The sequence below is a fragment of the Venenivibrio stagnispumantis genome (assembly GCF_900182795.1).
GTDB lineage: Bacteria > Aquificota > Aquificia > Aquificales > Hydrogenothermaceae > Venenivibrio > Venenivibrio stagnispumantis.
Genome location: NZ_FXTX01000016.1, coordinates 1 through 21137, shown reverse-complemented (window position 1 = coordinate 21137; position 21137 = coordinate 1). Strand labels below are relative to the sequence as shown.

At 28.0% G+C, this 21137-nt stretch carries 22 protein-coding genes; all 22 read left to right on the top strand.

What is annotated here, in order from left to right; all coding sequences use genetic code 11:
• Positions 1 to 10: 10 nt before the first annotated feature.
• A complete protein-coding gene (locus QOR43_RS06525; protein ID WP_265134181.1) occupies positions 11 to 673 on the top strand; it encodes a coiled-coil domain-containing protein in 663 nt (220 codons plus the stop codon).
• A 12-nt stretch (positions 674 to 685) separates the two neighbouring features.
• A complete protein-coding gene (locus QOR43_RS06520) occupies positions 686 to 3349 on the top strand; it encodes a nucleotide sugar dehydrogenase (RefSeq protein WP_265134182.1) in 2664 nt (887 codons plus the stop codon).
• A gap of 2 nt (positions 3350 to 3351) precedes the next feature.
• A complete protein-coding gene (locus QOR43_RS06515; RefSeq protein ID WP_265134183.1) occupies positions 3352 to 4308 on the top strand; it encodes a Gfo/Idh/MocA family oxidoreductase in 957 nt (318 codons plus the stop codon).
• A 34-nt stretch (positions 4309 to 4342) separates the two neighbouring features.
• Positions 4343 to 5023, top strand: a complete 681-nt coding sequence (locus tag QOR43_RS06510) for an acyltransferase (RefSeq protein ID WP_265134184.1) — start codon at positions 4343 to 4345, stop codon at positions 5021 to 5023.
• Positions 5020 to 5235, top strand: a complete 216-nt coding sequence (locus tag QOR43_RS06505) for a hypothetical protein (protein ID WP_265134185.1) — start codon at positions 5020 to 5022, stop codon at positions 5233 to 5235. The genes QOR43_RS06510 and QOR43_RS06505 overlap by 4 nt, the downstream gene beginning before the upstream one ends.
• Positions 5236 to 5292: 57 nt before the next feature.
• Entirely contained in the window at positions 5293 to 5781 is a 489-nt protein-coding gene (locus QOR43_RS06500) for a hypothetical protein (protein ID WP_265134186.1), read from the top strand.
• Positions 5778 to 7334 (top strand): DegT/DnrJ/EryC1/StrS family aminotransferase, encoded by a 1557-nt coding sequence (locus QOR43_RS06495; protein ID WP_265134187.1) that lies wholly within the window; start codon positions 5778 to 5780, stop codon positions 7332 to 7334. Before QOR43_RS06500 ends, QOR43_RS06495 begins: the two co-directional genes overlap by 4 nt.
• A gap of 64 nt (positions 7335 to 7398) precedes the next feature.
• Entirely contained in the window at positions 7399 to 7758 is a 360-nt protein-coding gene (locus QOR43_RS06490; protein WP_265134188.1) for a four helix bundle protein, read from the top strand.
• A complete protein-coding gene (locus tag QOR43_RS06485; RefSeq protein ID WP_265134189.1) occupies positions 7751 to 9061 on the top strand; it encodes a lipopolysaccharide biosynthesis protein in 1311 nt (436 codons plus the stop codon). The genes QOR43_RS06490 and QOR43_RS06485 overlap by 8 nt, the downstream gene beginning before the upstream one ends.
• Positions 9058 to 10323, top strand: a complete 1266-nt coding sequence (locus QOR43_RS06480; protein WP_265134190.1) for a glycosyltransferase — start codon at positions 9058 to 9060, stop codon at positions 10321 to 10323. Before QOR43_RS06485 ends, QOR43_RS06480 begins: the two co-directional genes overlap by 4 nt.
• Positions 10320 to 11540, top strand: a complete 1221-nt coding sequence (gene wecB / locus QOR43_RS06475; RefSeq protein WP_265134191.1) for a non-hydrolyzing UDP-N-acetylglucosamine 2-epimerase — start codon at positions 10320 to 10322, stop codon at positions 11538 to 11540. Before QOR43_RS06480 ends, wecB begins: the two co-directional genes overlap by 4 nt.
• Positions 11533 to 12858 (top strand): glycosyltransferase, encoded by a 1326-nt coding sequence (locus QOR43_RS06470; RefSeq protein WP_265134192.1) that lies wholly within the window; start codon positions 11533 to 11535, stop codon positions 12856 to 12858. The genes wecB and QOR43_RS06470 overlap by 8 nt, the downstream gene beginning before the upstream one ends.
• 13 nt (positions 12859 to 12871) lie before the next feature.
• Positions 12872 to 13699: a glycosyltransferase family 2 protein gene (locus QOR43_RS06465; RefSeq protein ID WP_265134256.1), complete on the top strand. Its 828-nt coding sequence runs from the start codon at positions 12872 to 12874 to the stop codon at positions 13697 to 13699.
• Positions 13700 to 13763: 64 nt separating this feature from the next.
• Positions 13764 to 14924 carry an O-antigen ligase family protein gene (locus QOR43_RS06460; RefSeq protein WP_283571454.1) on the top strand — a complete coding sequence of 387 codons (1161 nt, stop codon included), beginning with the start codon at positions 13764 to 13766 and terminating at the stop codon, positions 14922 to 14924.
• On the top strand, positions 14921 to 15850 hold the full coding sequence (locus QOR43_RS06455) for a glycosyltransferase family 2 protein (protein WP_265134194.1): 930 nt from the start codon (positions 14921 to 14923) through the stop codon (positions 15848 to 15850). Before QOR43_RS06460 ends, QOR43_RS06455 begins: the two co-directional genes overlap by 4 nt.
• On the top strand, positions 15847 to 17016 hold the full coding sequence (locus QOR43_RS06450; protein ID WP_265134195.1) for a glycosyltransferase family 4 protein: 1170 nt from the start codon (positions 15847 to 15849) through the stop codon (positions 17014 to 17016). Before QOR43_RS06455 ends, QOR43_RS06450 begins: the two co-directional genes overlap by 4 nt.
• Positions 17013 to 18035 (top strand): GHMP family kinase ATP-binding protein, encoded by a 1023-nt coding sequence (locus QOR43_RS06445; protein ID WP_265134196.1) that lies wholly within the window; start codon positions 17013 to 17015, stop codon positions 18033 to 18035. Before QOR43_RS06450 ends, QOR43_RS06445 begins: the two co-directional genes overlap by 4 nt.
• Positions 18036 to 18037: 2 nt before the next feature.
• Complete coding sequence (locus QOR43_RS06440; protein WP_265134197.1) at positions 18038 to 18619, top strand: D-sedoheptulose-7-phosphate isomerase; 582 nt, start codon at positions 18038 to 18040, stop codon at positions 18617 to 18619.
• Positions 18612 to 19319, top strand: coding sequence for a nucleotidyltransferase family protein (locus QOR43_RS06435; protein WP_265134198.1), 708 nt, complete (start codon positions 18612 to 18614; stop codon positions 19317 to 19319). Before QOR43_RS06440 ends, QOR43_RS06435 begins: the two co-directional genes overlap by 8 nt.
• A complete protein-coding gene (locus tag QOR43_RS06430) occupies positions 19276 to 19827 on the top strand; it encodes a D-glycero-alpha-D-manno-heptose-1,7-bisphosphate 7-phosphatase (RefSeq protein WP_265134199.1) in 552 nt (183 codons plus the stop codon). The genes QOR43_RS06435 and QOR43_RS06430 overlap by 44 nt, the downstream gene beginning before the upstream one ends.
• A 10-nt stretch (positions 19828 to 19837) precedes the next feature.
• The gene (locus QOR43_RS06425; protein WP_265134200.1) at positions 19838 to 20908 is read left to right on the top strand and encodes an MraY family glycosyltransferase; all 1071 of its coding nucleotides are present in this window, start codon (positions 19838 to 19840) and stop codon (positions 20906 to 20908) included.
• A 29-nt stretch (positions 20909 to 20937) separates the two neighbouring features.
• A partial coding sequence (locus QOR43_RS06420; protein ID WP_283571453.1) for a sugar phosphate nucleotidyltransferase occupies positions 20938 to 21137 on the top strand: 200 nt, incomplete at its 3' end.

Genomic DNA, 21137 nt, shown 5'->3' with positions numbered 1-21137 from the left:
GAGAATTGAGATGGCTACAATAAAAGAAAGGGTAGATAGGCTTGAGAAATTAATGGCAGAACTTATAAAAACACAACAGAAGACTGAGCTTGAATTACAAAGATTGTCCATCGAATTGCAAAGATTATCTATAGAGTTGCAAAGATTGACTATAGAATTGCAAAGATTATCCAAAGAAATGATAGAATTTAAAGAAGAAAACAGAAAGCAAAATAAAGATATGAATAAAAAATGGGGTGAGTTAGCAAATAAACTCGGAACAATTGTTGAAGACATTATAGCTCCGGCTGTTTCTCCGGTTATAAAACAATATTTTAATTGTGAAGTAAATGATTTACAGGTTAATAGAAAGAAAAAGGACATAAAAACCGGATTAAAAGATGAGTTTGATGTTATAGCAGTTAGTGATGATTGTAAAACTGTGTTCTTAGTAGAAGTTAAATCTACACCAAAAATTGATTATATAAATGAGTTTAAGGACAAGAAAATAGATAGATTTTTAACTTTATTTCCGGAATACAGGGAATATAAACTCATTCCCATCTTTGCAAGCTTGAGATTGGAAGAAGATATAGTAAATTATCTAACAAAGCAAAAAATATACGCAATGGCTTATAAAGAATGGGAATATATGGATATCCTTAATTTTGATAAGATAGATAAAAACAATTAAGGAGGAGCTTAATTGAATATTGAAGATTTTCAAAAAAATGAGAAAATATGTGTTGTAGGGCTCGGGTATGTAGGATTGCCTTTGGCAGTTTTATTTAATGAAAAATATAATGTGATTGGATTTGATATAAATCCAAAAAGAATAGAAGAGCTAAAACAAGGATATGATAGAACAAGAGAAGTAGAACCGGAAAAATTAAAAAATTGCAGTATAGAATTTACAACTAATCCGGAAAAGATTTCAGAAGCAAAAGTTATAATAATAACAGTTCCAACACCTATTGATGAGCATAATATACCGGATTTAAGACCTGTTAAATCTGCAACAAAGACTGTAGGGAAATATATGCAAAAAGGCTCAATAATTGTTTATGAATCTACCGTATATCCGGGGCTTACCGAAGAAGAATGTGTCCCGATATTAGAGCAAGAAAGTGGTTTAAAATGGAAGGTTGATTTTAATGTAGGATATTCTCCTGAAAGGGTTAATCCGGGGGATAAACTTCACACGATAGATAAAATAATAAAAGTAGTTGCCGGAGATACACCGGAGATTACAGAATTTTTATCTAAATTATACGGAAGTGTTATAACAGCCGGAATACATAAAGCACCTAATATAAAAACAGCAGAAGCAGCAAAAGTAATAGAAAACACCCAGAGAGATTTAAATATAGCCCTTATGAATGAACTTTCTATTATATTTAACAAAATGGGAATAGATACAAAAGAAGTCCTTGAAGCCGCATCAACAAAATGGAACTTTTTAAGATTTGAACCGGGGCTTGTTGGGGGACATTGTCAAACCGGAAATGAATATATATTTGTAAAACACGGAAATAAAATAAAAACATATAGTTTTGAAGAATTAAATAAAAATATACACTCCAAAGATATAAATTATATGGGAACAACTTTTAGATTTCCAAAAGAAGAGATAAATTTACTTAGCTTTGACCCATTTACAGAAAGTTTTACATTCCAAAAGGCAAATGTTTTTACCAAAAGAAGATATAGCAAATTTATAAAAATTAAAACATCTACAGGAGATGAGCTTACTTTTTCGGATAAACACCCGATGATAGTTAAAGAAAATGAGCAATATAATATAAAACTTGCAAATCAGCTAAAAATAGGAGACAAAATTCCTGTAATATCAAAACTTCCTACAATATACAAAGATATAGAAATTAACCTTATAGATATTCTAAAAGATGAAAAAGATATAAAAATAAAATTAAAAAATGGCTCATGGAAAGATTATAAACAATTTATCAACAAAAAATACTTAGGAGTAAAAGTTTCTAATTATCTATATTGGGATTATTTACCGATAGATAAATATCTTTTAATTAGAGATAAACTAAATTTAGATGAAAAACAGCTTTATATTGCAACCGGCAAAGGCAATTCATTTTCAAAAATTCCGGCAGTAATAAAGATAGATGAAGATTTTGCGAGATTAATAGGATATTATCTATCAGAAGGCTGTATAACAAAAGATAAAAGTTATAAAATTAGATTTACCATAAATAAAGAAGAAAAAGAGTTAGAGCAAGATTTAAAGAATATACTTGAAAAGTTTGAAATAAAATATTCGGTATATGATGATAAGAAATTTAAAGCAAGAACAATAAAAATATCAAATAAACCGCTTGTAAAACTTTTTGAGTATTTAGAACTTGGAAAAAATAGTTATGATGCAAATATTCCTGATACAATAATGTTTAATCAGGATAATATAAGATTAGAAGTTTTAAAAGGAATATTTAGGGGAGATGCTGGATTTAGCTATCCGAGAAAGATTTCTTATTATTCTGCTTCTGAAAAATTATTCCAGCAGGTTGTATTATTATTAAAACATTTTGATATTATGCCTTTCATACAAAAAAGAAAAGGATTATTAGAAATAAATGCAGTAAGAGATTTATTAAAATGCAAAGATTTCTTCTTAGATGAAAAGAAAAAGAAAATAGAAAATGCAATAAAAAGAACAAAGAGATATTATGATTCAAGAAATTATGAAAAATCAGATGGACTTATAATCGTAAAGGTTAAAGAGATTGAATATTTTGAAAAAGAACAAGAGATATATTCGGTAGAAGTAGATAAGATACATAATTATGTTACAACAAATGGAATAATAACCCATAACTGTATCGGAGTAGACCCATATTATCTAACATTTAAAGCTCAAAGTATAGGATATCATCCGGAAGTTATACTTGCCGGAAGAAGAGTAAATGATTATATGGGAAAATATGTAGCAGAAAATACGGTTAAAAAATTAATAAAAGCAGAAAAAGCAGTAAAAGGAAGTAAAGTTTTAATCCTTGGCTTAACATTTAAGGAAAATATATCAGATATAAGAAATACAAAAGTGATAGATATATATAATGAACTAAAAGAATATGGCATAAATGTATATATCCACGACCCGTTTGCTTATCCGGAAGAGGTAAAAGAAGAATACGGCGTAGAACTTCTTCAAAATATAGAAGAGAAAGCACCTTATGATGCCATCATAGTAGCAGTAAAACATAAACCATTTATAGAAGAGATTGATTTCAAAAAATATAAAGAGCTGATGGGTAATAATCCGGTTTTAATAGATGTAAAAGGCTTATATAACAAAGAGAAAGCTATCAAAGAAGGATTTTTATATTGGAGGCTATAATAATGAAGAGATTTGCATTAATCGGAGCAGGGGGTTATATTGCACCAAGACATATGAAGGCAATCAAAGATACAGGAAATATTCTTGTAGCAGCTATGGATAGATGTGATAGTGTAGGAATTATTGATTCTTATTTTCCTGATGCTGATTTTTTTACAGAATTTGAAAGATTTGATAGACATATAGATAAACTTAAAAGAAAAGGAGAAAAGATAGATTATGTTTCTATCTGCTCACCTAACTATCTTCATGATGCTCATATAAGGTGGGCTTTGAGAAGTGGAGCAGATGCTATATGTGAAAAACCTCTTGTTTTAAATCCATGGAATTTAGATGGACTTGAAGAAATAGAGAAAGAAACCGGAAAAAAAGTTTATAACATACTTCAACTAAGAGTTCATCCTTCTATAATTGCTCTTAGAGAAAAGATTCAAAAAGAGTATCAGCAAAAAGGTAAAAAATATAATGTGGATTTATCATATATAACTTCAAGAGGAAAATGGTATTTTATCTCATGGAAAGGTGTATTGGAAAAATCTGGTGGAGTAGCAACAAATATAGGAATCCATTTTTTTGATATGCTTATATGGATATTTGGAGATGTAAAACATACAGAAGTTCATTATTCTGAACCATTGAAAAAAATGGCAGGATTTATTGAGCTTGAAAAGGCAAATGTAAGATGGTTTTTATCAGTAGATTATAATGATTTACCGGAACATATTAAACAAAAAGGGCAAAGAACTTACAGGTCTATAACATTTGATGGAGAGGAAATAGAATTTTCTGAAGGATTTACAGATTTACATACAGTTGTATATCAAGATATATTAAATGGTGGTGGTTTTGGAATTAATGATGCAAGGCCATCCATAGAGCTTGTGTATCAGATTAGAAATCTAAAGCCGGTTGGATTTAATGAAAGAGCACATCCATTAGCAGAGGAAAAGCTTGGATGAGGGCTAATAAATTCTTTAAAAAGGAAAGCAAACCATGAATAAAAAGAATACACCTAACCAATCAGAATCTATCACTAACCACTCAACTACTATCACTAATCACTACTTTGTGCACGAATCATCTTACGTAGATGAGCCTGTAGAAATAGGAAAAGGCACTAAAATATGGCATTTTTCTCATATTTTATCAAATACCAAAATAGGGGAAAATTGCATAATTGGGCAAAATTGCATGATAGGTCCGGATGTTAAGATAGGAGATGGCTGTAAGATACAAAATAATGTATCTATTTATAAAGGTGTAGAGCTTGAAGATTATGTATTTTGTGGTCCTTCCTGTGTCTTTACAAATGTCTTAACTCCAAGGGCTTTTATAGAAAGAAAACATGAATTTAAAAAAACATTGGTAAGAACCGGAGCTACAATAGGAGCAAATGCAACAATAGTTTGTGGAAATACAATAGGAAAATATGCAATGATAGGTGCCGGAGCAGTCGTTGTTTCAGATGTGGAAGATTATGCTTTATATACCGGAGTTCCGGCAAAAAGAACAGGTTGGGTTTGTAAGTGTGGTGTTGTGCTTGTGAATAAAAATAAGATAAAAGGTAATATAATAGAAAAAAAAGACAGCGAAATAAAAATCTCTTGTCCTAATTGCAGTAGCATATATATTTTAAATAATGATAAATTTTATCCGGTAGAGGAAAAGATATGAAAATCAAGGCTAAAAGAGTGAAGGAAGGATTTTTAATTCCTTTAGTAGATGAGTTAAAAGATAAAGAAGAAATATTAGTAGAAATAAAAGAAGAGGAATCTACAGAATTTTTAGATTTTTTGAAAAAAATATATGGAGATAAAGAAAACATATCAAAAATATCAGATGAAGAGGCTTTAGAAAATGCACTTAGGGAAAAATATGGATTATAATATACTTTGGAATACTAATATTATCTAAAATTTAGATACGTAAAGAAGAGGAATAAAATGAATAATTTAAAAGTTTTACCTATTGAATTAACAAAGTATTTTGAAATAAACAAGTTAAAAAAGCAATTTTCTGATTATGGTATATTTGAGATATTGAATCCGGAAGAGCTTGATGTTTTAGATTTTTATCCTGATTTGTTAGTAAAATATTTAAATGATATTTTTTTAATTCATTTTATTGATGAATATACAGATAAAAATAAATTATTCTTTTTGTCTACACTTTCTCTTGCTTTTAAGAAAAATTATCAAAAGAAATACAAAGGTAATGTGATTATTATTTTCTATGTAAAAAATCAATTAACTAAAGAACAAAGTGAAGTAATGATGCTTGCTGAAAAATCTTTTGATATGAGGGGAGAAATAGATGTAAGAGATTTGGAAGAGCTAAAAAATATAGAGAATTATCCAAATTATTTGGAACACAAAATCTGGCCTCAATATTATAAGTTTTCTTACTTTAAAGAAAAGTTGGAGGAAGAATGAAATATATTATTTTAGATACAAATATAGTGCTTGATTATTTCATAGAAGATAGATCTTTTCATAACAAAGTAAAAAATTTTTTAGAAAAAAATAAGGAAAAATTCAAATATTTAATTGTATCGTATCAATATGATACAATTTTTTATATATTAAGAAGGTTTTTAAAAGAAGCTAACATAAATCAAAAAATAGAAGAGTTTTTAAGAAATTATAAAATAAACATAATTTCTACAACCGGCAAAGATAATTTAAATTCAACTAAATATAAAGATATAGAAGATGGAATATTAATTTCTGTATGCGAAAGAATAGGTAAAGATTGTTTTATATTAACAAATGATATGTTATTAATTAAAGAATTTAATAGAGCAACAAATATAGATGGTTTCAATTTAGACATAGAAGAAAAACTGCCTTTGTTAAATTTAAAGCTTGAATATATAAGTTATGTTGAAGATTTAGAAAATGCAATCTTGAAAAACTGTATATCTGCAAACTACATTCTTGGTCCAGAAGTTAAAGAGCTTGAACAAAAAGTAGCAAGCTACATTGACACTAAATATGCCATAGGATGTTCTTCCGGCACAGATGCTTTAGTGTTGTCTTTAAGGGCTTTGGCTATAAAGAATAAAAATCAGGAATATTGGGATAAAGAAGATTTAATCATAACTACTCCTTTTACTTTTACTGCAACCGGAGATAGCATATTAAGAGCCGGTGCAACACCTTTATTTGTTGATATAGATTTAGACACTTACAATATAAATCCTGAGCTTGTGGAAAAGGCAATAAAGAAGTATGGAAAAAGAATAAAAGGTATAGTTCCGGTTCATCTTTATGGTCAACCTTGCAATATGGATGAGATAGTAAGAATTGCAAAAGAAAATGATTTATTTATAGTGGAAGATTGTGCTCAGAGCTTTGGTGCTAAGTGGGATGGAAAATATACCGGTTCTTTTGGAGATACCGGATGTTTTAGTTTCTTCCCTTCTAAGAATCTTGGTGGATTTGGCGATGGTGGAATGATAACCACAAATGATGAAAAGTTATATGAGTTAATCTCAATGCTTATAAAACATGGCGGTAAAGATAAATACAATGTAGACCATATAGGTTACAATGCAAGGCTTGATACTCTGCAGGCTGCTATCTTGCTTGCAAAAATGGAATATATAGATGAATTTACGGAAAGAAGAAGAAAGATAGCAAAATTTTATGATGAAAATCTACAAAATATAGATTGGATAATAACTCCAAAAGTCCTTGATAAAGCTTATCATGTATATCATCAATATACGATAAGAATAAAAGATAAAAACCGGGAAAAAGTTCAGAAAATGTTTATTGATAAAGGTATACAAACTATGGTGTACTATCCTGTACCACTTTATAAGATGAAAGTTTTTATAAACAACCGGATGGAAATTTTCGGGGATTTAAAAAACAGTGAAATCGCTTCACAAAGCGTATTAAGCCTACCGATTGAGCCACTGTATGGGGAAGAGGAAATAAAGAAAGTGATCGATAATTTGAAAATTATGGGTGAGAGGTGAGAGGTTAAACGTGAAACGTCTCACATTTCACGTTTTACGTTTCACGTTCCACGAGGAATGAGGTATGAAAACACATAAAGATTTAGATATTTGGAAAGAATCAATAGAATTAGTTAAGATGATATATGAAATAACAGCTAAGTTTCCAAAAGAAGAGATATATGGATTAACAGCACAAATTAGAAGGTGTGCAATTTCTGTGCCAAGTAATATAGCTGAAGGTGCTGCAAGAAATAGTAAAAAAGAGTTTATTCAGTTTTTGTATATTGCATTAGGTTCATTATCTGAGTTAGATACTCAACTTATAATCTCAAAATCTCTTGGCTATCTTAATAAAGAACATGAAAATTTATTTGAAATTATAGAGAAGATTAAAAGCAAAATATTAGGACTCATCAAATACTTGAGGAGTCAAAATGCCTAAGGACGTTTCACGTTCCAAGTTCCACGTTTCACGTTTCACGTCTGACGCCTCACGTTTACTACCAAAATCTGAATTTACCCGAAATGTTTTAACATTAATGACAGGTACAACTATAGCTCAGGCTATTCCCATAGCCATAAGCCCTATTCTTACAAGACTTTATACTCCGGAAGATTTTGGAGTATTTGCTTTGTTTATGGCTATTGTTTCTATATTTGGAACTATTGCAAATGGAAGATATGAACTTGCGATAATGCTTCCTAAAAAAGATGAGGACGCTATAAATATTTTTGCACTTGGATTTATCATAAATGTAGTTATTAGTTTAACACTATTAATTATAATTTTAATCTTTCATGATTATATTTTAAAACTCTTAAATAACAAAGAAATATCTCCTTGGTTATATTTTGTTCCTTTGACTGTTTTTTTGATGGGGATCTTTAATTTGCTAAATTATTTCAACAATAGAATGAAACAATATAAAGATTTAGCTAAAGCAAATGTTTATAAATCAATCGCAGGAGCAATAGCTCAACTTAGTTTAGGATTTTTAAAAGCCGGAGCATTAGGGCTTATAAGTGGGCAAATTATATCGCAAATGGTTTCAAATACTAAACTATTTATAAATGTTAAAAAATTGAACTTATTTAATCATGTCTATAAAATAAAAATTATAGCCAATGCAAAAAAATATAAAAAATTGCCTTTGTATAATTTACCAAATGCTATTTTAGATGGATTAAGAGAATCTATAATTAATATTTTAATAAATACTTTCTATTCCGTTGCTACATTGGGTCAATTCTCCTTAGGACGCAGAATGGTTCAGTTTCCAAGTTCTCTAATAGGTAGTTCTATTTCACAAGTTTTTTTTCAAAAAATTTCTAATGCGAAAGAAAGTGAATTGTATAATATAGTAAAAAACTTTATATTAAAAACAATTTTATTTTTTTCTCCCATATTTTTGATAATTTATATATTTGCACCTTTTATTTTTAGTATAGTATTTGGTGAAAAATGGAAATTAGCTGGACAGATAGCTTCTTTTATGACTCCTTGGATTTTTTTAAATTTTATAACTTCTCCTCTTTCTACAATTTTTATCCGATTAAATCTTCAAGAAATTTTACTGATATTTGCAGTTTTTTACAATATTTTACCTATTTTGACATTTTTCTTTCTAAAAACATACGATTTTTTATTTGTAATTAAGATGTTAAGTTTAGGTATGAGTTTTTTGTTGTTTATTTTTATTATAATTGTGTTAATTATAACAAAATCAAAAGAGGTATTAAAATGAAAACAATAGTCCTTTTTACAAATTCTTATCCTTATTCGCAATTTGGAGAATATCCATTTGTAGAACCAGAGCTAAAAATTCTTTCCAAATATTTTAAAATAATTATATTTCCTTTAGGAAAGGAAACGGAGAAAAAAAGGAATTTAGTGTCGCAATTAAACAATGTATTTTTATATGATAATGATTTTAAATTTAATAAATATAAAGAATTATTTTTCAATGCTATAAAAGTTGATAAATTCTTTTTCCAAGAATTAACCAATATAAAAAATAAAAATCACTTAAAAAGTTTAATAGCTTATCATACAAAATCAAAATGGATAGAAAAAATAATAGAATCAAAGCTAAAGTCAGGTGAATGGAACCGTGAATATCTTTATTATACATATTGGTTTGACTTTGCAACAACAGCTTTGCTGAATTTAAAAGAGAAATTTAATTTAAAAGTTATAACAAGGGTTCATAGATATGATTTGTATGAGGAAGTTCGAAGAAATGGATATATTCCTTTTAGAAAAACAGATATAAAAAAAATAGATAAAGTATTTACAGTTTCAATGCAAGGATTTAATTATTTAAAAAATAAATATAAGACCGAAAATATCATAAATAGTTATTTGGGAATAGAAGATCGTAATGTTGAAAATCCATTAAATACTTCCAATGCAATAAAAATTGTATCTTGTTCTCTCATGGTTCCTGTTAAAAGAATTAACTTAATAATAGAATATTTATCTAAATATTCCAAAGAGTTTAATATAAAAATAGAATGGCATCATATTGGCTCCGGAATTTTAGAAGAAAACTTAAAATTATTATCTGAAAAATTAAAACATAGGTTATTTGAAATTCATTTTGTTGGATATCTTGAAAATAATGAAATTTTTAATTATTACAAAAATAATCCTTTTGATTATTTTATTACTTTAACTAAAAGCGAGGGGGGAGTGCCTGTTAGTTTAATGGAAGCATGTAGTGTAGGACTTCCGATTATTGCAACTAATGTGGGTGGAATTGGTGAAATTGTTGAAAATGAAAAGAATGGCTTTTTATTATCTTCAAATCCTTCATATGAAGAGTTTAAAGAAGTATTTAAAAAAGCAATTTTACTAAAAAGTAATATTGAAGAGTATATTAAATTTAGGAAAAATTCTCGTGATATTTTCTTAGAAAAATTTAGTGCAGATAGAAATTATGAAAAATTCGCAAAATATTTAGAAGAGATATTATCTAATAAAGATTTTAAAGGGAGTAACCAATGAAAATCCTAACCGTTCTTGGAGCAAGACCACAATTTATAAAAGCCGGTGCAGTGAGTAGAGCTATTAAGCAGTTTAATAGTGGAAAAGAGATAGTGGATAGTGGAAAAGTGACAGTGGATAGTGATAGTGAAGGAGAAAATAAAAAACTATCACTAAACACTATCACTAATGCTAACACTATCACTGAAATTATAGTTCATACCGGACAACATTATGATTACAATATGAGTGATGTATTTTTTGAGGAACTTGATTTACCAAAGCCGGATTATTATCTTGGGATTGGTGGGAAATCTCATGGAGCAATGACAGGTGAGATGATTATAAAACTTGAAGAAGTAATGCTAAAAGAAAAACCGGATGTGGTGCTTGTTTATGGTGATACAAACTCAACATTAGCCGGAGCTATTGCAGCAAGCAAGCTACATATTCCCATTGCCCATGTAGAAGCAGGGCTCAGAAGTTTTAATATGAAAATGCCGGAAGAAATAAATAGAGTTTTAACAGATAGAGTAAGTAAATGGCTATTTTGTCCAACAGATACTGCTGTTGAAAATCTAAAAAAAGAAGGCTTTCCTTTTAAACTATCCACTAACAACTATCAACTAATCTCTAACGTTGGCGATGTAATGTATGATGTAGCCCTTTATTATAAACAGTTCGCAAAAAAACCACTCTCACTCTTTACTATCCACTATCACTCTCCACTCTCCACTATCACTAATCACTTTATCCTTTGCACTATCCACAGAGAAGAAAATACTGATAATATAGAAAGATTGAAAAATATTTTTGAAGCAATTGAAGAAATATCTAAAGAAATACCTGTAATTTTACCACTTCATCCAAGAACAAAAAAGATAATAGAAAATAACAACATAAACCCAAAAAATGTTATAACAATAGAGCCTGTTAGTTATTTAGAGATGATTTGGCTTTTAGATAACTGCAAAATGGTTATGACAGATAGCGGAGGACTTCAAAAAGAGGCTTATTTTTTCAAAAAACCATGCATAACATTAAGAGATGAAACAGAGTGGGTAGAGTTGGTTGAGATAGGAGCAAATATCTTAGCGGGAGCAGAGAAAGAAAAAATCTTAGGAGCTTATAGAAAATTTACAAATAACCTACCACTAACCACTAACCACTATCCACTAAATTTATATGGTGATGGTAGGGCAAGTGGGAAAATAGTGGGGGAGTTGATAAATGAATAAGAAAAACATATTAATTATAACTCATTATTTCCCACCAATGAATGCCATAGGTTCTTTACGACCTTATAGTTGGGCAAAATATTGGTCAAGGATGGGACATGATGTAACAGTTCTTACTACAAAAAAAATAAAGAGGTCAAATGATTTAAATTTTGATATAAGTGAATTTAAGGTTATTGAAGTTGAAAATATATTTCGTGATAATATTAAAAATAAAATTGGATACCAAAATGACAAGCATATTATTAATAAGAATCATAAAATAACAAATTTAATTTTAATTAAATTAAAAACATTTTTTGATTCCAGAGGTATAATATCTTTTGATGCAAGATTTCCAAACTTATTTGATTTTTGGGTAAAAGATGCTTTAAATGTCATTAAAAATGAAAAATTTGATATAGTAGTTTCAACATATCCTCCTTATGCAAATCATTTAATTGCTCTACGTTACAAAAAATTTAATTCCTCTTGTTTTTGGGTAGCAGACTATAGAGATTTATGGACCCAAAGTCATATGTTTAAAGGTTTGTTTCCATTTAGACTCCTTGAAGAATATCTTGAAAGAAAAATAAACACTACTGCAAATTTAATCACAACTGTAAGTGAACCACTTGCAAATCAATTAAAAGAAAAGTATGGTATTTCAAATGTTGAAATAATAGAGAATGGATTCGATCTGGAAGACGTTAAAAATACACCGGCTGAAAAAATTTGGGGAGATAATAAAGTTAGATTGGTTTATACTGGTTCACTAGATACAAAAACACGAGATCCATCACCTTTATTTGAAGCAATCCGACAAATATATAATTCCAATTATAAGCATTTGCTAAATAATTTAGAGGTAATATTTATTGGAGGAGGAAAAGACAACTTAGATAAGCTTATTTTAAAATATAATGTTTCAAAATGGGTCAAGCATCTTGGCTTTTTAAAAAGAGAAGATTCTTTAAGAATGCAAAGAGATGCTCACGTAGTTTTATTTTTAGAGTTTGAAGCAGAAAATGTTGATGGAATACTTACTGGTAAATTGTTTGAATATCTTTTTTCCGGAACTCAAATATGGGGGATAGGAGTTACAAATAAATCAGCACCAGGACGATTAATAGAAGAAAGTGGACACGGCATCAATTTTGGAAAAGATGTGAATAAAATAAAGGAACACTTAATAAATTTATTGAAAAGCAAGGAAAAACCAAAATTTGATATAAATATAAAATTATTGGAAAAATATACGAGAGAATATCAAGCAAAAAAACTTTTAGAACTTATAGGTAAATATAGAAAAAATTATATAAATCATAGTGAGTTATAAATTAGGTGTTAGTATGAGTGTTATTGATAAAACTAGAATATCCTGTGTCATTCATACATATAATTCTGAAAAATATTTGATAGAGTGTTTAGAAAGTGTTAAATGGTGCGATGAGATTGTTATTGTTGATATGTATAGTACAGATAAAACGCTCGAAATAGCAAAAGAGTATAATTGCAATGTTTATATGCATGAAAATGTTGGATACGCCGATCCTGCAAGAGCATTTGGTTTATCTAAATGTTCAAATGATTGGATATTGGCATTGGATTCTGATGAGATTGTAATGCCTAAATTAAAAGATGAGTTAATAAATATAGCTAAATATGACAAATATGATGTTGTAAAAATTTCTAGAAGAAATTTTTTCTTTGGGAGAGAAATTTTAGGGGCTGGTTGGAGTTATAAAGATGATATTATTCCAAGATTTTTTAAAAAAGGATTTATGACTTATACAAATGAAGTTCATAATTTTACAAAAATATCACCCAACGCGAGGATTGGTTATATTGTAGATAAAGAGAAATCAATAATTCATTTTAATTATGATAGCGTATCGCAATTTATTAATAAATTAAATAGATACACTGATTTTGAAGTAAACTCTACTAAATATAATTATAAAGGAAAACCTGCATTAAAAATAATTTATCATTTTTTTAGAGAAGTTTTGGGAAGATTTATTTACAAAAAAGGTTATAAAGATGGATGGGTTGGGTTGTATTTATCTTTAGCAATGGCTTTTTATAGGGCTAGTGCAATAGCAAAGTCAAATTTACCAACAGAAAAAAAAGTAATTGATGAATATAAGAAGGTAGCAAATGAATTTCTTAAATGTTAAGAAAGAAACTTTACTAAAATTAAATTTATTAATTTATTCTCTTTTACCGGCTTTTGCAAAATTAATGGAAAATAAGATTTTACTTGGTACATATATTTTTTTTCTTATTTTCATGATTTTTTTATATTATCCAAATAAAAATAAATTCAAATTTTATTTAAATGATATACCTTTTCTAATATTCTTTTTTTATATTATAATACTCACTTTTTTTAGTTTATTTGTTTTTAATACTTTAAGAATAGTAGATTTACCTATTGCTTTAGTAATGGATATTATTCCTATAATAGGTTTTTTTTATAGCAGAATTATTCCTGTTGAAGCTTTTGTAGAAGCTATCATATTTATAGGAATAATTCATGGAATATTAGGAATATTTATGTATTTTTATATGTTTTACCCCTCATTTATAAGTGAAATAATTTTTAAAATAATTGAAGGAACAATGGCTTTTAGGATGTCTTCCGTTTCTGGATCTTTAGGGTTGGCATCATTAATGATAATTGCTGTTTCTTATAGCTTGGGAATATTTTTATATAAAAGAAGTTTTAAACTTTTAATGATAATTTTTCTTTTATCTTTTGTAGGATTTATGACTATGCAAAGAAGTTTTTGGATTTCATTTTTAGTTTTAGTTATTTTAGTTATATTTAAAAGAAATTTTAATATAAAACTTATATTATCTTTTTTTACATTTAGTATTATTTTTATGCTTCTTAGTATAGTTTTTATTCAATTATTTTATGTATACATTAGTCCTGAAATTATATCTTTTTTCGTAGAGAGGATTAATTCTTTATTGTATTTTAGCAGTCAAAATGCAATAAATGAAAGAAGTGATCAATGGATTGCTGGATTATATAACTTTTTAAGTTTGCCTTCTGGATTGGGTTTAGGCACAGTTGGGCAGTCTGTTAGATACTATGAGAATTTAGCTCATAATTTTATGCCTGTATTTGATGGAGATTATTTTAGAATTTTAAGTGAAACCGGAATAATTGGTTTTGTATTTTATATATATTTATTTATTAGACTGTTTACAATGTTTATAAATATATCAACTCTTAAACAATATAAATTTATAGTATTTATAGCCGTTATTGGTCTAAGTATAAATATGATTGGTTCTAATACAACAGAGTTTTTCTTTAATAATTTTTTGTATTGGATGAACATTGGATATTTGTTTAATAAAAATTTAACTTTTGAGGGCAATAAAACGTGATTTCTTTTATTTTAGTAAATTATAATACACTTAATTTAACTTATGAATCTATTAAGTCAATAATTGAATCTTTTGATGATAAAAATGAATACGAAATTATATTAGTTGACAATAATTCAAAAGATGGAAGTAAAGAATTTTTTCTAAATTTAGAAAAGAAACTAAATAATTTCAAATATATTTATTTAGAAGAGAATCTGGGTTTTGCTAAAGCAAATAATACAGGATTTAAATATTCAAAAGGAGAATATATATATATATTAAATCCAGATACATTATTGCACACAAAAAATATAAACCAGATTATAGACAATAAATTTGCTAAAGATGAAAAAATTGCAGTTATTGCTACAAAGGTGATTTATGGAGATGGCTCTTTGCAACCAAATGTTCAAAAATTTACTAATCTATTTACTGTAAGCTTACGCTTGTTAGAAATAGGAAAAATAGTTAGAAATAATAAATTTTTATTAAATATTTTTAAATACTTACCTTTCAAGCCTAAAGTTATTAATGTTTATTTGCAAAATTTTAATGAAGAAAGAAAAGAAAGTTTTATCGATTGGGCTAGTGGCTGTAGTTTAATTTTTAGAAGAGATATCTTTGAAAAACTTGGGGGCTTTGATGAGAAAATTTTTATGTACACAGAAGATGAGGAAATATGTTATAGAGTTCACAAGTTGGGATATAAAATTCTTTATACTCCGGATATTGTGATAACGCACTTTGTAGGAAAAAGTAGTAAAAATATAAACGATTTTATAGTAAAAACAAAAGTCAAAAGTGAATTCTACTATTTTAAAAAACATTTCCCAAAAAAAATTAACAGACTTAAATTTATATATAACATAGTTTCTTTTTTAGGATATCCATTTTCAAAGAGATTAAGAATAATAAGAAAAACTTTAAAGGAAATAACAGAATGAAAAAAACAATTCTTTTTCTCACATCCCGCCTTCCATATCCTCCAATAGGTGGAGATAGGCTTAAAAATTATTGGCTTTTGAAAATATTATCAAAGCATTTTAAAGTCCATCTTGTTTCTATTGCGGAAGAGGATATTCCTAAGCAATTTTACAATTGGGCAGATGAAATAGGAATTACTTATAAAATTTTTAGAAAACAAAAAAGAGATTTTTATTTTAATGCATTTAAAGGTTTATTCAATAATTTACCTTTGCAGGTTAATTATTATTATTTTAAAGATGTGCAGGAGTATATAGATTCTGTATATAAAGAATATGATTTACTTTTTGCAACATTAGTAAGAACATCTGCTTATGTTATTAATAAGGAGAAACCAAAAATTTTAGATATGGCAGATTCTATAGGCTTGAATTATGCTAAATCTAAAGAAAAAACAAAATCTATTTTTTGGAAATTGATTTACGGCATTGAATCTAAAAGATTAATAAATTATGAAAAGTTGTGCATAGAGAAATTTGACAAAACACTATTCTTTAACCAAGAAGAAGAAAAATATTTTAATAATCCAATGAAAACGATTTGGATACCACATGGTGTAAACGAAAATTTACTAAAATATAATAAAACAGATGAAACATGGAAAAATAGTATCGTGTTTTTTGGTAAAATGAACTATCAACCAAATATTGATGCAACTCTATGGTTTATAGAAAATGTTCTTCCTAAGATTAATAAAAATTTGCAATTTGTTGTAGTTGGAGCTTATCCGCCTGAAAGTTTAAAAAAATTAGAGAGCAAATATAAAAATCTAAAAATATTGGGCTATGTAGATGACCCTTATGTTATTTTAAAATCATCTCTTTGTATAGTTGCTCCAATGCAAACAGGTGGAGGAATTCAAAATAAAGTTCTTGAAAGCATGGCTCTTGGAACTATAAATATAGTATCTTCCTTAGCTGCAAAACCAATAGGAGCAAAGCACGGTGAACATTTTTTTGTATGCGATAAACCAGACGAAATAGTAAAATTAATAAATTATATTTATCAAAATCCTGAAAAATACGAAATGATTAAGAAAAATGCAAGAGAATACATTAGAAACAATTTTACTTGGTCTATTTATGAAAAAAAACTTTTAAGAATTATTGAGGAGGTTCTCTCATGATTTTTCGCTCTCGTGCGCCTTTGAGACTTGGGCTTGCCGGTGGTGGGACAGATGTTAGCCCTTATTCAGACATATATGGCGGGGCTGTTTTGAATGCAACCATTAGTATGTTTGCTTATGCTACTATTGAGCCAAGAGATGATAATAAAATAGTATTTAATGCTATTGATAGAAATGAGAAAATTGAGATTAAATCGTCTGAATTTTTAGAGATAGATGACAATCTTGATTTGTTAAAAGGTATATATAATAGAATTGTAAAAGATTTTACTAAAAAACCCTTGGCTTTTGAGCTTTCCACTTATGTGGATGCTCCGGCTGGTTCTGGGCTTGGTAGCTCATCTACATTAGTGGTAGCTGTTATAGGTGCTTTTGCAGAGTGGCTTAAACTTCCTCTTGGGGAATATGATATAGCACATTTGGCTTTTGAAATAGAAAGAAAAGATTTAAACATGGCTGGTGGTAAGCAAGATCAATATGCTGCCACTTTTGGAGGATTTAATTTTATGGAGTTTTATGAAAATGATAAAGTTATAGTAAATCCATTAAGAATAAAATCCGATATTATTAATGAACTTCAGTTTAATATTTTGCTTTATTATACCGGTACAAGTAGGCTATCATCCAAGATTATTGAAGCACAGGTAAAAAATGTTTATAAAAAAGAAGAAAAATCCGTAGAAGCTATGCACAAACTAAAAGAACAAGCTATAATGATGAAAGAAGCTATCTTAAAAGGAAAACTCGATGAGATTGGAGAGATACTTGATTATGGCTGGCAATATAAAAAACAGATGGCAGAAGGTATTACAAACTCTGTTATTGATGAAATTTATGAAACAGCAAAAAAAGCAGGGGCAACAGGCGGTAAAATATCAGGAGCGGGTGGCGGTGGTTTTATGATGTTTTATTGTCCTAAAAATACAAGGTATAAAGTTATAGAATCTTTACAGCCTTTTGGTGGTGAATTTAGAAGATTTCAATTTACAAAATATGGATTAGAAAGTTGGAGGGTTTAAAGATGTTTAATGAAGACATAAGAGAATCTATATTAGAGTCTATTTCAGTAAAAGAAAAAATGCTTAAGAATGAAGAGCTTCTTTCTACTATTTCCAAAGTTTCAGAAGAGATTATAAATGCCTTTAAAAACGATAAAAAAGTATTAATTTGTGGTAATGGTGGAAGTGCAGCAGATGCCCAGCATATAGCAGCAGAGCTTTCAGGAAGATTTTATTTTGACAGAGAGCCTCTTTTTGCAGAAGCCCTTCATGTAAACACATCCTATATTACAGCTGTAGCAAATGATTATTCTTATGATGAAGTATATGCGAGACTTGTAAAAGCAAAAGGTAGAAAAGGAGATATATTAATAGGCATATCTACATCCGTCAATTCAAAAAATATCTTAAAGGCCATAGAAATTGCAAATGATATCGGTGTGATAACAATAGGTATGACCGGAGAAAGTGGTGGAAAAATGAAAGAGATATGTAGATATTTAATTAATGTTCCTTCAAGAGATACTCCGAGAATTCAAGAAGCTCATATAACCATAGGGCATATTATATGTGAAATAGTAGAAAGGGAGCTTTTTAATGGTTAAAGAAGCTATAATACTTGCCGGTGGTTTAGGCACAAGATTGCAAAGTGTTGTAAAAGACTTACCAAAACCAATGGCTGATATAAATAAAAAACCTTTTTTAGAGTATTTATTTAATTATTTGAATTATTTTAAAATAAAAAAAATAATTTTGGCGGTAGGATATAAAAAAGATATTATAAAAGAATATTTTGGAAACAAATATAAAGATATAGCAATAGTTTACTCTGAAGAAAAAGAACTTCTTGGAACAGGCGGGGCTATAAAACAAGCTATTGAGTTTTGCGAAGAACAGGAAATTTTAATACTAAATGGAGATACATTTTTTGATATAGATTTAAATAAGTTTTATGATTTTCATATAAGTAAACATTCAAAATTAAGTTTGGCTTTAAAACTTATGAAAAATTTTGATAGATATGGAGCAATAGAGATTGATGAAAACAAAAAAATAGTAGCTTTTTTAGAAAAGGCTTATAAACAAGAAGGTTTTATAAATGGTGGGGTATATCTTTTAAATAAAAATTTCTTTATGTCGTTGAATTTTCATGAAAAATTTTCTTTTGAAAAAGAGTTTATGGAAAAATATTATAAAGTTTATGATTTTTATGGATTTCCATTTGATAATTATTTTATAGATATAGGAATTCCGGAAGATTATGAAAAAGCAAAGAGAGATTTTGAAAACTTTAAATATAGATAAAACTTGGACATTATTTTTGGATAGAGATGGTGTTATTAATAGAAAAATTGATGGTGATTATGTAAGGAATTGGCAACAATTTGAGTTTTTACCAAAGGTTTTAGAAGCTTTAGAGATACTAAATAACATATTCGGCAAGATAATAATAGTAACAAATCAAAGGGGTATTGGTAGAGGCTTAATGACAGAAAAAGATTTATTAGATATACATTCAAATGTGTTAAATATCTTATCAGATAAAAAGATTAAAATAGATAAAATATACTATTGTCCACATGATTACGAGAAAGAAGATTGTATTTGTAGGAAACCTAAAATAGGTATGGCGTTGCAGGCAAAAAAAGATTTTCCAGATATAGATTTTAAAAAATCTATAATGGTGGGAGACTCTATCTCAGATATAGAATTTGGTAATAATGCCAGTATGATAAGTATATTAATAGATGAATCTAATTCGGATATTAAATCATTATATGAATTTGCAATTTTAATAAAAAATAAAACTTAGGGGAGAGATAATGAAACATTTTTTAATATCTTTTATCATAAGCTTTATAATAAATTTTTTGATTATAAAACTGGCGAAAAGAATAAATAAACTTATTACTGACCATCTTCATCATGGGCCTCAGAAGTTTCATGTTAGGCCTACTCCAAGACTTGGGGGAGTGGGAATATATTTGGCATTTTTATTTATGAGTTTATATGGTTTTGCTTTCAATTTGGAAACTAAATATAGCTTTATTATGCTTATTGTTAGCTCATTTTTGGTATTTTTATCCGGTATATTGGAAGATATTACAAAAAGCTTACAACCAAAAATAAGGCTTATATTTATGGCTATAGGTGCAGGTTTAGCTTATTTTCTATTAGATACAAAGATTATAAGACTTGATATTCCGTATATTGATATAATTATTGCAATTCCTATTATATCCTTTATATTTACAATCTTTGCGATAGTTGGACTGACAAATGCTATAAATATAATAGATGGTTTTAATGGGCTTGCCGGTGGTGTTAGTATAATGATTTTCTTAGCAATTGCTTATATTGCTTATCAAACCAATGACCAGTTTGTTTTACTTGCTTCATTTGTGATGATTGGGGCAATACTTGGATTTTTTGTATTTAACTATCCTTATGGGCTTATATTTCTCGGAGATGGTGGGGCATATTTTATAGGTTTTGTTATGGCTGTACTTTCTATCTTACTTGTTAAAAATCATAACCAAGTCTCTGCATGGTTTCCGGTTATGGTTGCAATATATCCTATTTATGAAACGCTATTTTCTATATATAGAAGAAAATTTTTAAAGAAAACATATTCTATGGCTCCGGATAGCATGCATCTTCATTCTATATTTTATAAAACCATAGTAAAGAAACTCTTAGGAACTCATAATCCTATTTATAGAAATCCGGCTACATCTCCTCTTGTTTGGGGATTAAATTCTCTTGGAATAATACCGGCGGTTTTTTTCTATAATAATACACCTATTTTAATAATATCTGTTTTGATTTTCATCTTTATATACACTAAAATATATTTTTCAATAATAAAATCAAAATTACCTAAAAATATTTAAACTAAAAATAAAAATAAGAGGTTAAAAATATGAAGTCAATAATACTTGCAGGTGGAAGTGGGACAAGGCTATTCCCTTTATCAAGACAAAAATTTCCAAAACAGTTTTTAAAATTTGCAGATAATGAAACATTGCTTCAAAAAACCGTTAATAGAAATTTAAAAGCAGTTAAAAATCCAGAAAATATTGTTATAATCACAAATAATGATTATCAATTCCATGTGAAAAA